This is a genomic window from Enterobacter sp. PGRG2 (assembly GCF_030291195.1).
Classification (GTDB): domain Bacteria; phylum Pseudomonadota; class Gammaproteobacteria; order Enterobacterales; family Enterobacteriaceae; genus Enterobacter_D.
In genome coordinates this window covers 3,705,479-3,722,613 of sequence record NZ_CP127837.1, presented here as the reverse complement: position 1 = coordinate 3,722,613, position 17,135 = coordinate 3,705,479, and the positions used below count along the sequence as shown (strand labels likewise).

Genomic DNA, 17,135 nt, shown 5'->3' with positions numbered 1-17,135 from the left:
AATATGATGTCGTCTTTAACCACTTCCGGCGCGCCTAAGTCGCCATTCAATCTGGGTCGTATCTGGGACCAGTACGGCATGCTGGTGGTGTTCGCCGTGCTGTTTATCGGCTGCGCCATTTTTGTGCCCAATTTTGCCAGCTTTGTGAACATGAAAGGGCTGGGGCTGGCAATCTCCATGTCCGGCATGGTGGCCTGCGGCATGCTGTTCTGCCTCGCCTCCGGGGATTTCGATTTGTCCGTCGCCTCGGTCATTGCCTGTGCGGGCGTCACCACCGCTGTGGTGATCAACATGACCGAAAGCCTGTGGATCGGTATCTTCGCCGGGCTGATGCTCGGCGTGCTCAGCGGTCTGGTAAACGGCTTTGTCATCGCGCGGCTGAAAATCAACGCGCTGATCACCACGCTGGCGACCATGCAGATTGTGCGCGGGCTGGCCTATATCATTTCCGATGGCAAGGCGGTCGGCATTGAAGATGAGCGTTTTTTCGCCCTCGGTTACACTAACTGGCTCGGTTTACCGGCGCCTATCTGGCTCACCGTTATCTGTCTGGCCATTTTCGGATTTTTACTAAATCGTACAACTTTTGGTCGAAATACGCTGGCGATCGGTGGCAATGAAGAGGCGGCTCGCCTGGCGGGTGTGCCGGTCGTTCGCACCAAAATCATCATCTTTATTCTGTCGGGTCTGGTGTCCGCCATCGCGGGCATTATTCTGGCGTCGCGCATGACCAGTGGACAGCCAATGACCTCTATCGGTTATGAGCTGATCGTCATCTCAGCCTGCGTGCTGGGCGGCGTGTCGCTGAAAGGCGGCATTGGCAAAATCTCCTATGTGGTGGCCGGGATCCTGATTCTGGGCACGGTGGAGAACGCCATGAATTTGCTCAATATTTCGCCATTCTCTCAGTATGTGGTGCGCGGTTTGATCCTGCTTGCGGCAGTGATTTTCGACCGCTACAAGCAAAAAGCGAAGCGTACCGTTTAAGCTTAACCTTTAAGTTTATCTCCCCCGTTGCCAGCCGTCCCGATGGCTGGCAACGCCTTCTTAAAATGGCGAGCGTCGTCACACTGTCTATACTTACAGAGCTAATGATAATGCGATGCGTCTGCTGGAGCAGACCATCTGAACTGTAAGGAGGAGACCAGAGTGGCCGACCAGTTAACTGTACCGCCGATTTTTTCTGGTAATTTTGCGTTCTTTTTTGACCTCGACGGAACCCTCGCTGACATCAAACCCCATCCCGATCAGGTAGCCATCCCCGCCAGGGTGCGGGACCAGCTGCATCAACTTGCTGAGCTTAACCAGGGCGCAGTAGCTCTGGTGTCCGGCCGTTCGATGCGTGAGCTGGATGCGCTTGCCAGTCCATATCGCTTTCCCCTTGCGGGGGTCCACGGCGCAGAACGCCGTGACAGCAATGGCGAACACCACGTGGTGACGCTGCCGTCTGAGCTGGTAAAGCAGATTGAACTGGAGCTGATTGCCGGGCTGGATGGTCTTGAGGGCACCGAACTCGAAGCAAAAGGAATGGCATTTGCACTCCATTACCGTCAGGCCATGCACCACGAAGACGCTATCTACGCGCTGGCACAGGCGCTGGAAGCAAAACACGATGAACTGGCCTTACAGCCAGGCAAATGCGTTGTTGAACTGAAACCGCGCGGCATCAGTAAAGGCGCCGCCATCGACGCATTTATGCAGGAAACCCCGTTTGCGGGCAGAACACCCGTATTCCTGGGCGATGACCTCACCGATGAACAAGGATTTAAGGTCGTGAACCGCGCAGGCGGCGTCTCGATCAAAGTCGGCTTAGGGGACACCCAGGCACAATGGCGACTGGACGGCGTTTCTGCTGTACACCAGTGGCTCGAACAGATGATTGATCATCACTTACAACAAGAAAAATTAGCGCTAACAAACAGGAGAGATGGCTATGAGTCGCTTAGTCGTAGTATCTAATCGCATTGCACCGCCGGATGATAAAAAAGCAAGCGCAGGTGGTCTGGCTGTCGGGATTTTAGGCGCGCTGAAAGCCACCGGGGGACTCTGGTTTGGCTGGAGCGGTGAGACAGGCAATGAAGATCAACCTTTAAAGAAAGAGACGCGCGGTAATATTACCTGGGCCTCTTTTAACCTCAGCGAACAGGATTACGAAGAGTATTACAACCAGTTTTCTAACGCGGTGCTCTGGCCTGCGTTCCACTATCGTCTGGACCTGGTACAGTTCCAGCGTGAATCCTGGGAAGGCTATCAGCGCGTAAACGCTTTGCTGGCGGACAAACTGCTGCCGCTGCTGGAAGAAGACGATGTGCTGTGGATCCACGATTACCATCTGCTACCGTTCGCCCATGAGCTGCGTCAGCGCGGCGTGAAAAACCAGATCGGTTTCTTCCTGCATATTCCTTTCCCGACGCCGGAAATTTTCAACGCCTTACCGCCCCATGCCGAGCTGTTAGAACAGCTGTGCGATTACGATCTGCTGGGCTTCCAGACGGAAAGCGACCGTGTGTCCTTCCTCGACAGCATCGCCAGCCAGACGCGTCTGATCGCCAAAGACAAGAAAACCCATACCGCCTGGGGCAAAACCTTCGCCACTGAAGTCTATCCGATTGGTATTGAGCCAAAAGAGATCGCCCAGGCTGCCGCCGGGCCGCTGCCGCCAAAAATGGCCCAGCTGAAAGAAGAGCTGAAAGGCGTTAAAAATATCTTCTCCGTTGAGCGTCTGGACTACTCCAAAGGCTTGCCGGAGCGTTTTGCGGCCTTTGAAACGCTGCTGGAGAAATTCCCCGAGCATCACGGCAAAATTCGTTATACGCAGATTGCGCCGACTTCCCGTGGTGATGTGCAGGCGTATCAGGATATTCGTCATCAGCTGGAAACCGAAGCAGGGCGCATCAACGGTAAATACGGCCAGCTGGGCTGGACGCCGCTGTACTATCTCAACCAGCACTTTGATCGCAAGCTTTTGATGAAAGTCTTCCGCTACTCCGACGTTGGTCTGGTCACGCCGCTGCGTGACGGCATGAACCTGGTGGCGAAGGAGTACGTGGCCGCGCAGGATCCGGCGAATCCGGGCGTGCTGATCCTTTCCCGTTTCGCCGGTGCCGCCAACGAGCTGACGTCCGCGCTGCTGGTGAACCCGTACGATCGCGATGATGTGGCGGCGGCGATGGACCGTGCGCTGACAATGCCGCTGGCTGAACGTATTTCCCGCCACGCCGAGATGCTGGACATTATCCAGAAAAATGACATCGACGCCTGGCAGAAGAGGTTTATCGCCGACCTAAAGCGCATAACGCCACGTAGTGCAGAAAGTTTGCTGCAAAATAACGTGGCGACCTTTCCGAAACTAGCCTGATAACACGTGCTCCCGCGCAGGCGGGAGCACGTGTTTTTATTGCCCGATACGCCTCCCGCTTCCTCGTTTTTGCCACTCCCATACTCTTTTTTATGTTTCAGTGCAACTACAAAAGATGTTAGTTTTATGACAGAGTTAATAAATATTCATTAATTATTCTTACTACTGGAATAGTTCACAACGTAACCATTTTGCAAAAATACCGCTTCTTAACCCAAATCTTCGCGATAAAAAACCCTGGCTGCTGTTTTAATAATCCTGAGGATTAGTAATTTTGTAATCGTTAACAAAAGCGACCGGGCTTTTTATCTTCCTGCATAATGTGTTGTTTTATAAGATTATTATTAATTTGTCTCTACAATAGAGATCGATCATTTACGCTAAGCCGTTGCTTTGAAAAGCAGTGCATTCTTTTCACGCACAGGTCAGAGGTGTTTGCATGTCTATTCGTGCGAAAGGAATAGAAAACAGATTCAATAGAACAAAAAAGACGCAAAGCAATAGTCTTATTGATGGATTTATTCGGAATATTCGCTTAAATTATGTGACGTCGATCACATTATTTTCAAAATACTACTTGCTCACATTGTATGTCTGAGTGTCCGCGAGTACAGTTGCCTCGATTTAGGAAAAATCTTAGTTTAGCGTAAGAAATGATGGCAGCGTGCGAAGGACCAGGTCGCCCAAAGAGGCGAAGGCCTCCGCGTCACATCCCTGAATCGTAGTATTGCATTTTGCCTTTTCTTTTTATTCTACCGGGTTTTTTCCCGGCGACATCACGGGGTGCGGTCTGACCGCTTAAGATTTTCGTTGGTTATTCTGGATGGGAAAAATGCATACATCCGAGTTGCTGAAACACGTTTATGACATCAATTTGTCATATCTCCTTCTTGCACAGCGTCTGATTAGTCAGGACAAAGCCTCAGCCATGTTTCGTCTGGGGATGAGTGAAGAAATGGCATCCACCATGGTCGAGCTGACATTGCCGCAAATGGTAAAACTGGCTGAAACCAATCAGCTGATTTGCCAGTTCCGCTTTGACAGCCACCAGACGATCACCCGTCTGACGCAGGAATCCCGTGTAGACGATTTGCAGCAGGTGCATACGGGTATTTTGCTGTCGACACGTTTACTCAGCGATGCTGGTCAGACTGTTGATACGCCTGCCCGGAAGAAAAGGGCCTGATTTATGACCGGTAAAAGCATTGTTCAGGAAGCGCGTGATATTCAGCTGGCCATGGAACTGATTACGCTCGGCGCGCGGTTGCAAATGCTGGAAAGCGAAACGCAGCTCAGCCGTGGTCGACTCATCAAACTCTATAAAGAACTGCGCGGCAGCCCGCCGCCGAAAGGCATGCTGCCGTTTTCGACCGACTGGTTTATGACGTGGGAGCAGAATATCCACGCCTCCATGTTCTGTAACGCCTGGCAGTTTTTACTGAAAACGGGCCTTTGCAGCGGCGTTGACGCCGTGATCAAAGCTTACCGTCTCTATTTAGAACAGTGTCCGCAACAGGAAGAGGGGCCGTTGCTGGCCCTGACCCGCGCCTGGACGCTGGTCCGTTTCGTCGAAAGCGGAATGCTGCAGCTTTCACGCTGTAACTGCTGCGACGGCAATTTTATTACCCATGCGCACCAGCCCGTGGGAAGCTTCGCCTGTAGTTTGTGTCAGCCGCCTTCCAGGGCAGTAAAAAGACGTAAACTTTCCCCGGAAGTTGCCGATAGTAATTCACAACTGCTGGATGAACAGATTAATCAGGCTGTTTGACCGAACGGTGTGAGCAACACTCCAGCAGCGGTAAGCGATTACCGCTGCTTTTTTTTGCCCCGCCGCCGCGCCAAACGCAAATCTGTTTCTCCTCGCCTTAGTCAACAGTGAAGGATGATGTCGTGCTGATCTTATTAGGTTACCTGGTTGTTCTCGGTACAGTCTTCGGCGGTTATATGATGACCGGCGGACACCTTGGGGCACTTTATCAACCTGCCGAACTTATTATCATCGGTGGTGCGGGCGTAGGTGCGTTTATTGTGGGCAACAACGGCAAAGCCATCAAAGGAACGCTGAAAGCGCTTCCTCTGCTGTTTCGCCGTTCAAAATACACCAAAAGCATGTACATGGACTTGCTGGCGCTGCTCTATCGCCTGATGGCGAAATCGCGTCAACAGGGCATGTTCTCGCTGGAGCGTGATATTGAAAGTCCGAAAGAGAGCGAAATTTTCGCCAGCTACCCGCGTATCCTTGCCGATCCGGTGATGCTCGAATTTATCGTGGATTATCTGCGTCTTATCATCAGCGGCAACATGAACACCTTCGAAATCGAAGCGCTAATGGACGAAGAAATCGAAACCCATGAAGCCGAAGCGGAAGTGCCCGCCAACAGCCTGGCGATGGTCGGTGATTCACTGCCCGCGTTCGGGATCGTGGCGGCGGTAATGGGCGTTGTTCACGCCCTGGCCTCGGCGGATCGCCCGGCGGCTGAACTGGGGGCGCTGATTGCCCATGCGATGGTGGGGACGTTCCTCGGCATCCTGCTGGCCTACGGCTTCATCTCGCCGCTGGCGACGGTGCTGCGGCAGAAGAGCGCCGAAACCACCAAGATGATGCAGTGCGTCAAGATCACGCTGCTCTCTAATCTGAACGGCTATGCACCGCCGATTGCCGTTGAGTTTGGTCGTAAAACCCTGTACTCCAGCGAACGTCCTTCCTTCGTGGAACTGGAAGAGCACGTGCGCGCGGTCAGAAACCCAAACCAGCAGACCACGACTGAGGACGCATGAAAAACCAGGCCCATCCCATTGTCATCGTCAAACGACGTAAACATAAAGGACACGGAGGCGGCTCGCACGGATCGTGGAAGATTGCCTACGCCGATTTTATGACGGCAATGATGGCGTTCTTTCTGGTCATGTGGCTGATTTCCATCTCCAGTCCTAAAGAGCTTATTCAGATCGCAGAATATTTCCGCACACCGCTGGCGACGGCGGTGACCGGCGGACCGCGTATTTCGAACAGCGACAGCCCAATCCCTGGTGGCGGTGATGATTTCACCCAGCAGAAGGGGGAAGTGCAGCGTCAGCCGAACGTGGAAGATTTGCGTAAACGCATGGAACAGAACCGCCTGAGCAAACTGCGCGGCGATCTCGACCAGCTGATTGAAGCCGATCCGAAACTGCGCGCCCTGCGTCCGCATCTGAAGATCGACCTCGTGCAGGAAGGGCTGCGTATTCAGATCATCGACAGCCAGAATCGCCCGATGTTCAAGACCGGCAGCGCCGAAGTAGAGCCGTATATGCGCGATATTTTACGCGCCATTGCCCCGGTGCTGAACGGCATTCCTAACAGAGTCAGTCTGTCAGGCCATACCGATGATTACCCTTATGCTAATGGCGAACGCGGCTATAGCAACTGGGAACTCTCCGCGGATCGCGCAAACGCATCGCGTCGCGAGCTGGTCATCGGCGGCCTGGACGACGGTAAAGTCCTGCGTGTCGTGGGCATGGCGGCGACCATGCGCCTTAGCGACAAAGGCGCTGATGATGCGATTAACCGCCGCATCAGTCTCCTGGTTCTCAACCGGCAGGCGGAACAGGCAATTTTGCACGAAAATGCCGAGAGCCAGAACGAGCCAGTAAGTTTATTAAAACAGCCAGAGGCGTTGCCCCAGGCGACAGTTCCCACATCGCCACAACCCGATCCGAGGTGATAGCGTGAGCATGGATATTAGCGATTTTTATCAGACGTTTTTTGATGAAGCTGACGAGTTGTTGGCCGACATGGAGCAGCATTTGTTGGATCTGGTGCCTGAAGCCCCGGATTCCGAACAACTGAATGCCATCTTTCGTGCAGCGCACTCCATAAAAGGCGGCGCAGGTACGTTTGGCTTCACCATTTTGCAGGAAACCACGCACCTCATGGAAAACCTGCTTGATGAAGCCCGGCGCGGAGAGATGCAGCTCAATACCGATATAATCAATCTGTTTTTGGAAACTAAAGATATTATGCAGGAACAGCTCGACGCCTATAAAAGCTCTCAGGAGCCCGATGCCGCCAGCTTTGAATATATCTGCAATGCCCTGCGTCAGCTGGCGCTGGAAGCGAAAGGCGAAGTGGTGCCTGCAACCAGCGGCGCAAAACTGACGGTGGTCGAGGCGCAGGACGAACAGGCTGACGTTGCTGCCGCCCCGGCAAACAACGATAAGCTGCGCATCGTGATTTCGCGTCTGAAAGAGAACGAAGTCGGCCTGCTGGAAGATGAACTCAAAAACCTCGCCACCTTAAGTGACGTGGTCAAAGGCAGCGACTCCCTCAGCGCCACCCTCGATGGCGGCGTGAGCCAGGACGATCTGATTGCCGTACTCTGCTTCGTGGTTGAACCGGATCAGATTGCTTTCGAAACCGCGCCCGCCGCGGCTAAAGCCGAACCGGCCGCAGAAGTGGTAGCCCAGGCCGCACCGCAGCCGCCGGCAGTAGCCGCCGCCCCGGTACTGAAAGCCGTACCGAAAGAGCAGGCCGCCGCAGGCCGTCAGGAACGTGAAAAACCGGCGCGCGCCAGCGAGTCCACCAGCATCCGTGTGGCGGTGGAAAAAGTAGACCAGATCATTAACCTGGTGGGCGAACTGGTGATCACCCAGTCGATGCTGGCCCAGCGTTCCAACGAACTGGATCCGGTCACCCATGGCGATCTGATCACCAGCATGGGCCAGTTGCAGCGCAACGCCCGTGACCTGCAGGAATCGGTGATGTCCATCCGTATGATGCCGATGGAATATGTCTTCAGCCGCTTCCCGCGTCTGGTGCGCGATCTCGCCACCAAACTGAACAAGCAGATCGAACTGACGCTGGTCGGCAGCTCGACCGAGCTGGACAAGAGCCTGATCGAACGCATTATCGATCCATTAACGCACCTGGTGCGTAACAGCCTCGACCACGGTATCGAACTGCCGGACGTGCGCGTCGCCGCCGGTAAATCCGCCGTGGGTAATCTGGTGCTGTCCGCCGAACATCAGGGCGGCAATATCTGTATTGAAGTGACCGACGATGGCGCGGGTCTGAACCGCGAACGCATCCTCGCCAAAGCCGTATCGCAGGGCATGGCGGTAAGCGAAAACATGTCTGACGAAGAAGTCGGCATGCTGATCTTCGCGCCGGGCTTCTCCACCGCCGAGCAGGTGACCGATGTGTCGGGCCGCGGCGTGGGTATGGACGTGGTGAAACGTAACATCCAGGAGATGGGCGGCCACGTCGAAATCAAATCCAAACAGGGCGCGGGCACGACCATTCGTATCCTGCTGCCGCTGACGCTGGCGATCCTCGACGGCATGTCCGTGAAGGTCAGCGAAGAAGTCTTTATCCTGCCGCTAAATGCCGTGATGGAATCGCTGCAACCGCGTGAAGAAGATCTGCACCCGCTGGCCGGCGGCGAGCGCGTTCTGGAAGTGCGTGGCGAGTACCTGCCGCTGGTAGAACTGTGGAAAGTCTTTGACGTCAAGGGCGCGAAAACCGAAGCCACCGCCGGTATCGTGGTGATCGTGCAGAGCGCGGGACGTCGTTACGCCCTGTTGGTTGACCAGCTGATCGGTCAGCATCAGGTGGTAGTGAAAAACCTCGAAAGCAACTATCGCAAAGTGCCGGGCATATCCGCTGCGACCATCCTCGGCGATGGCAGTGTCGCGCTGATCGTGGATGTTTCGGCGTTACAGGGATTAAACCGTGAACAACGTATGGCGCATACAGCCGCCTGATTTAGGTAAGAAGGTATAAACATGACCGGTATGAGTAATGTAACGAAACTGGCTGGCGAGCCATCAGGTCAGGAATTCCTGGTCTTCACTCTCGGTGGTGAAGAATACGGGATCGATATTCTGAAAGTGCAGGAAATCCGTGGTTACGATCAGGTCACCCGCATCGCTAACACCCCGGAGTTCATTAAAGGGGTGACTAACCTGCGCGGCGTGATTGTGCCTATCGTCGATCTGCGCGTGAAGTTCAGCCAGATGGACGTGGAGTACAACGAAAACACCGTGGTGATCGTGCTGAATCTCGGTCAGCGTGTGGTGGGGATCGTGGTTGACGGCGTTTCCGACGTACTGTCGCTGGCGGCGGATCAGATCCGCCCCGCGCCGGAATTTGCGGTCACGCTGTCCACTGAATACCTGACCGGCCTCGGCGCGCTCGGCGACCGTATGCTGATCCTGGTGAATATCGAAAAACTGCTGAACAGCGAAGAAATGGCGCTGCTCGACGTGGCGGCCACGCACGTCGCCTGATGCTTCACCTTGCCGGGTAAGCGTCAGCGCCACCCGGCAAACAAAAAACGCTCTCCCTCGCGAGAGCGTTTTAATTTCCCCGCCCGCTTTTAAATAAATTCCCGCCCAAAAAACAAAATAGCTCAAATATATTATTATCGCCGACCGTAATAATTAAGGTGCGGTTAACTTCGGTTAACGGAAAATAAATGAAACAACAGCAACGCTAATGATTTATTGTGATGTAGATCACGCGCAACATAATATATCCTTTGTTGATACGTTTATTTACATCTTGATTTATTTTTTAATGCATTGAAAATTAATGATAATTTATGTCAATCAGGCACCCTGATGACCCGCGCCTCGCCTGGTAGTTCTTTCCCTTTCCCTGAGCTAAATTTCTGTTAATCCTGTTATTTCATCAGCAGGAGAATGTTTACGGCGGCTAAACCATTATCGCAATAAGCGGAATGCTTATTTACTGGAGGCGATAACATGAACAGAAAATTACGTATTATCCTCGCGGGTAGCGCGTTGTTATTCGCCGGGCAGAATGCTCAGGCGGTAACCAGTAACGGTACTATTGGCGCAACCCTCACGTTAACCAACGGCTGCCTGATTAACGGATCTCCCAACCAGAACGGTATCAATTTCGGTACGCTGAATTTTGGTGAACACCCGGCAACCTTCTCTACGCTGACCACCCAGCTTACCGGCGTGGGCGGCGGTAACAGCTTCGGCATTCAGTGCACCACCGACAGCTATACCGTGCAAATCACCGGCAATACCAACTCCACCCCACCGGCAACAGTGGTCGGGACCACAGGGACGCCCGCGCGCTTTCTGGTGAATACCACCAATACCGCGCAGGGCGTGGCCTACAGCCTCTACAGCGACAGCGGCTTCAGTAACGTGGTGGCCAACAACGCGCCGCTGCCTATCGCCTCAACCACCGGCGGCGTCAATAACTATACCCTTTATGGTCGTATTCAGGGGGGCGGTAACAGCGTGACGGTCGTGCCGGGTACCTATACCGATACGATAAACGTGAGCGTTATTTACTAACGCCCCTCACGATGAAATCTGAAGGAACGCCAGCTTCCCTGCGGGGAAGCCGGGGAGCCCTGCGCCCAATTTTCTGGCTGGCGCTGGCAGGGCTCATGATGCAGGGAACTGCCCTGGCTGTCACCAGCCAGTCATTCAGGGTGGGAGCGACGATAACGCCGGGCTGCTCGGTCACCAGCGGCACCGGCGGCGTACTCGGGACGCTGAATTTCGGCACCCGTACCGGCGTGGAGAGCGGGCGCGTATCCACCAGTTTTGTGCCCAACTCTTCATTCCTGCTGGCCTGTACCCCCGGCGTGGCGCTGACCATGAGCATCAACGGCGGGCTGAATTATACCAGCGTGCGTAATATGCGCCGCAGCGGTGGCACCGAGGTCGTGCCGTATCGCCTGTACAGCAGCAGCACGCTGGCTGCCAATACGGAGATCGCCCAGAACCAGTCAGTTTCGGTCACCTACAGCAACAGTAATAACATTGCGCTTTCGCTGTTTGGCGCGGCGCAGCTGACGGGATTCAGTCCCGCAGGCACTTATAGCGATCAACTCACCGTGACCCTTACCTGGTGAGACAGGGAGAAGTATATGAGCGTAAATTCTCGTCTGGCGGCGCTGCTGTTCGCCTCCGCGCTGACCATCAGCGCGCCGCAGGCACAGGCGGCGGCCTCCATTTTATTATGGCCTATCGATCCCTGGCTGGCGGCGGATACCCCGGCCACTGAACTGTGGATCCAGAATCAGGGCGACACCCCGACCACTATGCAGGTGCGTATTGTGCGCTGGCGTCAGGATGGCGGTAATGAGCGCTACCAGGCCCAACAGGATGTGGTCGCCAGTCCGCCCATCGTGCGCATCGAGAAGGGCAGTAAGCAGCTGATCCGTTTGATCAAACAGACCACGGTACCCGCGGGCGTCGAGCAGGCCTACCGCATTATCGTCGATGAGATCCCCCAGCCGCAGGGTGATAACACCCCGCAAATCGGGCTCAAGATCCAGATGCGTTATTCCATCCCACTCTTTGCATACGGACAGGGGGTTGCCACTTACCGCGAAGGGGCGAATCATGCCCTGGTGGAAACCCGCGATCTGAGCTGGCGCACTACCCGCGATGGTGGCAAACCGGCCCTGGAAGTCACTAACCGCAGCGATGTGCATGTGCGCTTAAGCGATGTGAAAGTGCAGCAGGGCGGGCAAAGGCGCACCCTGGCGGAGGGGCTGTTGGGCTATGTTCTGCCCGGTAGCACCCGCAGCTGGCCCTTGCCGGCGGGCGTGACGTCCCCTTCAGCCATGACGGCAACCATTAACGCCAGGGATACGACATGGCAGTCGGCCCCCGCGCGCTGATCGCCATGGCGATGTTGAGCCTCGGCAGTACAGGCAGCGTGCAGGCTGCCGACGGGGACGACGCCCTGCCGCCGCCTCCTGATGCCCGGGCGCTGAACGACGAGGCGACCTTCCACCTGGCGCTGGTGGTGAACTACCGTGACACGAATCAGGTGGTGCCGGTGATCCGCCGCCAGAACGCGTTTTTTATCGACAGCGAAAACCTTAAGCGCGCCGGACTGCCTGCGGATAAATTACCGCCAGGAGACGTTAACCTGTCGACCCTGCCGGAGGTGCGCGCTGACTATGACAGCAGCGGCCAGCGGCTGTTGCTGTTTGTGCCGCGCGAATGGGTAGGGGATAGCAGCACCTCCTTTACCGGCGACAGCGAGCGCAGCGAGCCGATGTACGGGCGCGGTGCGCTACTGAACTATGACATCTATACCAGCCAGACGGAAAATATCGGCAGCCAGATCGCCCTCTGGCATGAGCTGCGCTTCTTTGAACAAAACGCTGTACTCAGCTCCACCGGCACCCAGCGGCAGAATCTCTCCGGCGATTTACAGCAAAAGGAGGGCTATATCCGCTACGACACCACCTTAACCCTGGTCAATGAAGATGACGCCACCGTGTGGAACGTCGGGGATGTGATTTCCGATTCCCTGAGCTGGAGCAACAGCGTGCGCCTCGGCGGGATCCGCTACGGGCGCGATTTCTCCGTGCGCCCGGATCTGGTCACCTGGCCGCTGCCGCAGTTTTCCGGCGAGGCGGCGGTACCCACTTCAGTGGACGTCTTTATCAACGGCTATCGCGCCGGAAACACCCGTCTGCAACCCGGCCCCTTCACCCTGACCAATCTGCCTTACGTCAATGGCGCGGGGGACGCGGTGCTGGTCACCACCGATGCGCTCGGCCGCCAGGTCAGCACCACGCTGCCGTTTTATGTCGCCAGCGAAGTGCTGAAAAGCGGTCTCAGCGATGGCGCGTTCTCCGTCGGCAGCCTGCGACGTGATTACGGTATCGACAATTTTGATTACGGCCCGGCGGCGGGAAGCGGCACGCTGCGCTACGGCCTGACCGATTACCTGACGCTGGAAGGCCATACGGAAGCCGCCCAGGAGCTGGCGCTCGGCGGGGCGGGGACGGTGTTAAAACTGGGGCAGTTCGGCGTGGTCAATTCCGCCTGGACGCAGAGCCGGATGCGCGGCAACAGCGGCAGCCAGTTTAACTGGGGCTATCAGTACAGCACCAGCCAGTTCAGCATCGCCACCCAGCACAGCCGTCGCGAGCGCGGTTTTGGCAACCTGGCGCTTTACGACCAGACGGCGCTCTATAAGTATGATGATAACAATCGCCAGCCGGTCGCCTCGCTCAGTCGTAACACCGATCAGTATTCGCTGACCTTCAACCTCGGGGATTTCGGCAACGTCGGCGCGGCGTGGATTGGCGTGCGCAGTTTCGACAATGAGAAAACCGAACTGTTAAACCTGTCGTGGAGCCGCAACCTCTGGGGCAGCAGCAGCGTTAACCTCGCCGCCAGCCGGGATAATCAGCAGGGTGACTGGACCTTCGGCCTGTCGCTGCAAATCCCGCTGGGCGAACGCGACAGCGCCGCCGTCAGCATTGAAAACCGGCCCTGGTCGGGCAACTCGCAGCGGGTGAACTACAGCCATGCGATGCCGACCGATGGCGGCTTCAGCTGGAACATGGCGTATGCCCGTCAGTCTCAGGCAGACAGCTATCAACAGGCCACTCTCGGCTGGCGTAATAATCATGTGGAACTTCAGGGCGGCGGCTATGGCGAAACCGATATGTTCACCTGGTGGGGCGAGGCGATGGGGTCGCTGGTGCTGATGGACAACCAGGTGTTTGCCGCCAACAAAATCAACGATGCTTTTGTGGTGATCAGCACCAGCGGTAATGGCGGCGTGCCGGTCAACTATGAAAACCAGCCGGTGGGCACCACGGATGAAAACGGCTATCTGCTGATCAGCGGCGTGTCCGCATATTATCCGGCCAGTTACAGCATCAATACGCTGAATTTACCCGCAGATACGCGGCTGAAAGAGACGGAGCGGCGGGTGGCCCTGCGCCGTCAGAGCGGTTATCTGGTGGAGTTCCCGATGGTGCAGGAGCGGGTGGCCAGCGTCATTCTGCACGATGAACAAGGCCAGGCGCTGCCGCTGGCAAGCCAGGTGTGGCGCGACGGCAAACCGACCGCCATCGTCGGCTACGACGGGATCGCCTGGCTGGAAAACCTCGACGGCGTCAACCCGTTGCGCGTCACCACCCCGGACAACAAAACCTGTTATACGACTTTGCAGGTAGGGGACAACCCCGGCCATAAACTGCAAACCTTTGGGCCTCTCACCTGTCAGGAGAAACGCTGATGCTACGCGCCGGTCTGTTACTGATCTTATTTATGGCCTTCAGTCCACAGGCGCTGGCGGCCTGTTCCGCCAGCACTGTGGCGGCCTCCTTTGGCCCGGTGACGTCCTTTGCGCTCAACAGTACCGAGCAGGCCACCACCGGACAACTGATCGTGCAGTGCGATCGCGTGCTGGGTTTGCTTACTAACGACTCCATCACCGTGAGCATGCCCACCGCCTCGTCCTCCGCCAGTAACCGCGCGGCCATGAGGCGCACCGATAACCTGACGGTGAGCGATCTCATCCCCATTCGCGTGTGCGGGCAGTCCGGCTGCAATAACAACAGCGAAGTGACCATCAACGCCACGCCCTATACCTGGAACGCCTCGGCGCTGCTGGGATTACTGGGCTCACAGCGCTATACGCTGCCGATCTATTTGCGTACCGTCGCCGGGCAAAACGTCTCTGCGGGGCCGTATCAGGTCACCCTGAACCTGAGCATCAACTACAACATCTGTGCGCTGGGGGCGCTCGGGCTGTGCGGAACGCCGCAAAGCGGCACCCTGACCACCACCCTGCAGGTCAACGGCACCGTCACCAATGACTGTTCTACCATCACCGCCCCGGCGGTCAATTTTGGCAGCTCGCCGCTGGTGCAGAACTTCCCGACCATCTCCCAGGCCGTGACGCTGACCTGTACCAAAGGCAGCACCTATACCGTCGGGCTGAACAACGGGCTGTACGCGAACGGCACGGTGCGCAACATGGCGAGCGGCAATAACCGCCTGAGCTATGAGATCTATAAAGGCAACACCACCAGCCGCTGGGGTAGCACCGGCACCGAGCGCTGGGCAAGCAGCGCCTCATCACTGATCAGCGCCGATGCCCTGACGCGCACCTTCAATTACACCGCCAAAGTGCTCACCACCCAGGCAACGCCCCCTGGCGGGACTTATGAAGATACGGTGATCGTTGACGTCGCTTTTTAGGACTGCGCTGATTTTTTACTTTTCGCAAATGTAAAGTTCCCTTAAGGCGTGCCGATAACACCGTTAATAAGTCATCAATAAGGTGTTGTTGCATGTTGAACCGTATCCGTGTTGTCACCATGCTGATGATGGTGCTGGTGGTCTTCGCACTTTTGCAGCTGGTTTCCGGTGGTCTGCTTTTTTCTTCCTTGAAAGAGAACCAGCAGAGCTTCGCCGTTTCCAACGATCTCCGCTCGCAACAGACCGAGCTGACCAGCGCCTGGGAGCTGATGCTGCAAACGCGCATCAACTTAAGCCGCTCGGCGGCGCGCATGATGATGGATCCGAATAATCAACAAAGCAGCGCCAAAACGGATCTGCTGAAAAACGCCCATGCCTCGCTGGCAGACGCGGCGAAACACTACGACGCCTACAAAGCCCTGCCGACGCTGCCGTCCATGGAACAGGCCAGCCTGACGCTGGATGAGAAATACCGCGCCTACGCGGCAGCGCTTAATGAGCTGATCCAGTTCCTGGAGAGCGGCAACATGGATGCCTATTTCGCGCAGCCGACCCAGGGCATGCAGAACGGCATGGGCGATGCCATGAAAGCGTACGCGGCGCTCAGCGCGTCGCTGTATCAGGATGCCTTTACCCAAAGCGTCAGCGACTACCAGTTTGCCAAATGGCAGATGGCGACCCTCGCGCTGGCGTTAGTGCTGGTGCTGGCGGTGGTGTGGTTCGGCATTCGTAAAATCCTGCTCGATCCGCTTAATCGCGTGATCCGCCATATCCGCGAGATCGCCCAGGGCGATCTGACGCAAACCCTGGCAGTGGAAGGCCGCAACGAAATGACTGATCTGGCGGACAGCGTGAACCACATGCAGCAGTCGCTGACCGATACCGTGACCCGTGTGCGTCAGGGCTCGGATGCCATCTACAGCGGCACCAGCGAAATCGCTCTCGGTAACCATGATCTCTCCTCCCGTACCGAACAGCAGGCGTCGGCGCTGGAAGAAACCGCCGCCAGCATGGAGCAGTTGACCGCCACCGTGAAGCAGAACGCCGACAATGCCCGTCAGGCGTCGCAGCTGGCGCATAGCGCCTCGGATACCGCCGGGCGGGGCGGCCAGGTGGTGGATCGTGTGGTGAAAACCATGTCGGACATCGCCGGCAGCTCGAAGAAAATTGCTGACATCACCAGCGTGATCGACGGCATCGCCTTCCAGACCAATATTCTCGCCCTGAACGCGGCGGTGGAAGCGGCCCGCGCCGGTGAGCAGGGTCGGGGCTTTGCCGTGGTGGCAGGTGAAGTGCGTAATCTCGCCAGCCGCAGCGCTCAGGCGGCAAAAGAGATCAAAGCGCTGATTGAAGACTCCGTGGCGCGCGTGGATACCGGCTCGGTGCTGGTGGAAAGCGCCGGGGAAACCATGAACGAGATCGTCAACGCGGTGACCCGCGTGACCGACATCATGGGTGAAATTGCTTCCGCGTCTGATGAACAGAGTCGCGGGATCGATCAGGTTGCGCTGGCGATTTCCGAGATGGATCGCGTCACGCAGCAGAATGCGTCACTGGTACAGGAGTCTGCGGCAGCTGCCGCGGCATTAGAAGAACAAGCCAGTCGACTGAATATGGCCGTATCCGCTTTCCGTCTTGCCACTGTACCCGGCATACCGGCAAAGCCAGGCGTTGCGCCGTCGCCGGCGATCCCGCAGGCGGCAGTTCCGCGTCAGACCCACACCGGACAAGATGCTAACTGGGAAACTTTTTAAGTGACAGCAATGTGGCAATGCCACCTGATGGG

The 17,135-nt window shown here is 56.5% G+C and carries 15 protein-coding genes; all 15 read left to right on the top strand.

Annotated features, from left to right (window positions below; genetic code table 11):
• The first annotated feature begins 6 nt into the window (after positions 1-6).
• The 15 genes from araH (at position 7) to tar (ending at position 17,103) form a co-directional block, all read left to right on the top strand.
• The gene (gene araH / locus QRD42_RS16560) at positions 7-987 is read left to right on the top strand and encodes an L-arabinose ABC transporter permease AraH (protein WP_072568881.1); all 981 of its coding nucleotides are present in this window, start codon (positions 7-9) and stop codon (positions 985-987) included.
• A gap of 162 nt (positions 988-1,149) precedes the next feature.
• The gene (gene otsB / locus QRD42_RS16555) at positions 1,150-1,959 is read left to right on the top strand and encodes a trehalose-phosphatase (protein WP_321987643.1); all 810 of its coding nucleotides are present in this window, start codon (positions 1,150-1,152) and stop codon (positions 1,957-1,959) included.
• Positions 1,934-3,358, top strand: a complete 1,425-nt coding sequence (otsA, locus tag QRD42_RS16550; RefSeq protein WP_318364201.1) for an alpha,alpha-trehalose-phosphate synthase — start codon at positions 1,934-1,936, stop codon at positions 3,356-3,358. Before otsB ends, otsA begins: the two co-directional genes overlap by 26 nt.
• Before the next feature lie 832 nt (positions 3,359-4,190).
• On the top strand, positions 4,191-4,544 hold the full coding sequence (gene flhD, locus QRD42_RS16545) for a flagellar transcriptional regulator FlhD (protein WP_199775931.1): 354 nt from the start codon (positions 4,191-4,193) through the stop codon (positions 4,542-4,544).
• A 3-nt stretch (positions 4,545-4,547) separates the two neighbouring features.
• On the top strand, positions 4,548-5,126 hold the full coding sequence (flhC, locus tag QRD42_RS16540; protein WP_072568877.1) for a flagellar transcriptional regulator FlhC: 579 nt from the start codon (positions 4,548-4,550) through the stop codon (positions 5,124-5,126).
• 122 nt (positions 5,127-5,248) lie between these two features.
• Positions 5,249-6,136: a flagellar motor stator protein MotA gene (gene motA, locus QRD42_RS16535; protein ID WP_072568876.1), complete on the top strand. Its 888-nt coding sequence runs from the start codon at positions 5,249-5,251 to the stop codon at positions 6,134-6,136.
• Complete coding sequence (motB, locus tag QRD42_RS16530; RefSeq protein WP_072568875.1) at positions 6,133-7,062, top strand: flagellar motor protein MotB; 930 nt, start codon at positions 6,133-6,135, stop codon at positions 7,060-7,062. The genes motA and motB overlap by 4 nt, the downstream gene beginning before the upstream one ends.
• A gap of 4 nt (positions 7,063-7,066) precedes the next feature.
• The gene (gene cheA, locus QRD42_RS16525; protein ID WP_072568874.1) at positions 7,067-9,100 is read left to right on the top strand and encodes a chemotaxis protein CheA; all 2,034 of its coding nucleotides are present in this window, start codon (positions 7,067-7,069) and stop codon (positions 9,098-9,100) included.
• Positions 9,101-9,121: 21 nt separating this feature from the next.
• Positions 9,122-9,625, top strand: a complete 504-nt coding sequence (gene cheW, locus QRD42_RS16520; RefSeq protein WP_072568873.1) for a chemotaxis protein CheW — start codon at positions 9,122-9,124, stop codon at positions 9,623-9,625.
• A gap of 477 nt (positions 9,626-10,102) precedes the next feature.
• Positions 10,103-10,672 carry a spore coat U domain-containing protein gene (locus QRD42_RS16515; RefSeq protein ID WP_318364202.1) on the top strand — a complete coding sequence of 190 codons (570 nt, stop codon included), beginning with the start codon at positions 10,103-10,105 and terminating at the stop codon, positions 10,670-10,672.
• Positions 10,673-10,767: 95 nt separating this feature from the next.
• Positions 10,768-11,238 carry a spore coat U domain-containing protein gene (locus QRD42_RS16510; RefSeq protein ID WP_318364203.1) on the top strand — a complete coding sequence of 157 codons (471 nt, stop codon included), beginning with the start codon at positions 10,768-10,770 and terminating at the stop codon, positions 11,236-11,238.
• 15 nt (positions 11,239-11,253) lie between these two features.
• The gene (locus QRD42_RS16505) at positions 11,254-12,012 is read left to right on the top strand and encodes a molecular chaperone (RefSeq protein WP_321987642.1); all 759 of its coding nucleotides are present in this window, start codon (positions 11,254-11,256) and stop codon (positions 12,010-12,012) included.
• A complete protein-coding gene (locus QRD42_RS16500; RefSeq protein ID WP_415877719.1) occupies positions 11,988-14,381 on the top strand; it encodes a fimbria/pilus outer membrane usher protein in 2,394 nt (797 codons plus the stop codon). Before QRD42_RS16505 ends, QRD42_RS16500 begins: the two co-directional genes overlap by 25 nt.
• Positions 14,381-15,349: a spore coat protein U domain-containing protein gene (locus tag QRD42_RS16495; protein ID WP_321987641.1), complete on the top strand. Its 969-nt coding sequence runs from the start codon at positions 14,381-14,383 to the stop codon at positions 15,347-15,349. The genes QRD42_RS16500 and QRD42_RS16495 overlap by 1 nt, the downstream gene beginning before the upstream one ends.
• A gap of 92 nt (positions 15,350-15,441) precedes the next feature.
• Positions 15,442-17,103, top strand: a complete 1,662-nt coding sequence (tar, locus tag QRD42_RS16490; protein ID WP_321987640.1) for a methyl-accepting chemotaxis protein II — start codon at positions 15,442-15,444, stop codon at positions 17,101-17,103.
• The last annotated feature ends 32 nt before the right edge of the window (positions 17,104-17,135 follow it).

Coding starts and splice junctions, on each gene's coding strand:
- QRD42_RS16495 (WP_321987641.1), top strand. CDS start 14,381: ATGCTACGCGCCGGTCTGTTACTGATCTTATTTATGGCCTTCAGTCCA.
- araH (WP_072568881.1), top strand. CDS start 7: ATGTCGTCTTTAACCACTTCCGGCGCGCCTAAGTCGCCATTCAATCTG.
- cheW (WP_072568873.1), top strand. CDS start 9,122: ATGACCGGTATGAGTAATGTAACGAAACTGGCTGGCGAGCCATCAGGT.
- flhC (WP_072568877.1), top strand. CDS start 4,548: ATGACCGGTAAAAGCATTGTTCAGGAAGCGCGTGATATTCAGCTGGCC.
- motB (WP_072568875.1), top strand. CDS start 6,133: ATGAAAAACCAGGCCCATCCCATTGTCATCGTCAAACGACGTAAACAT.
- QRD42_RS16515 (WP_318364202.1), top strand. CDS start 10,103: ATGAACAGAAAATTACGTATTATCCTCGCGGGTAGCGCGTTGTTATTC.
- QRD42_RS16510 (WP_318364203.1), top strand. CDS start 10,768: ATGATGCAGGGAACTGCCCTGGCTGTCACCAGCCAGTCATTCAGGGTG.
- QRD42_RS16500 (WP_415877719.1), top strand. CDS start 11,988: ATGGCAGTCGGCCCCCGCGCGCTGATCGCCATGGCGATGTTGAGCCTC.
- tar (WP_321987640.1), top strand. CDS start 15,442: ATGTTGAACCGTATCCGTGTTGTCACCATGCTGATGATGGTGCTGGTG.
- flhD (WP_199775931.1), top strand. CDS start 4,191: ATGCATACATCCGAGTTGCTGAAACACGTTTATGACATCAATTTGTCA.
- otsA (WP_318364201.1), top strand. CDS start 1,934: ATGAGTCGCTTAGTCGTAGTATCTAATCGCATTGCACCGCCGGATGAT.
- QRD42_RS16505 (WP_321987642.1), top strand. CDS start 11,254: ATGAGCGTAAATTCTCGTCTGGCGGCGCTGCTGTTCGCCTCCGCGCTG.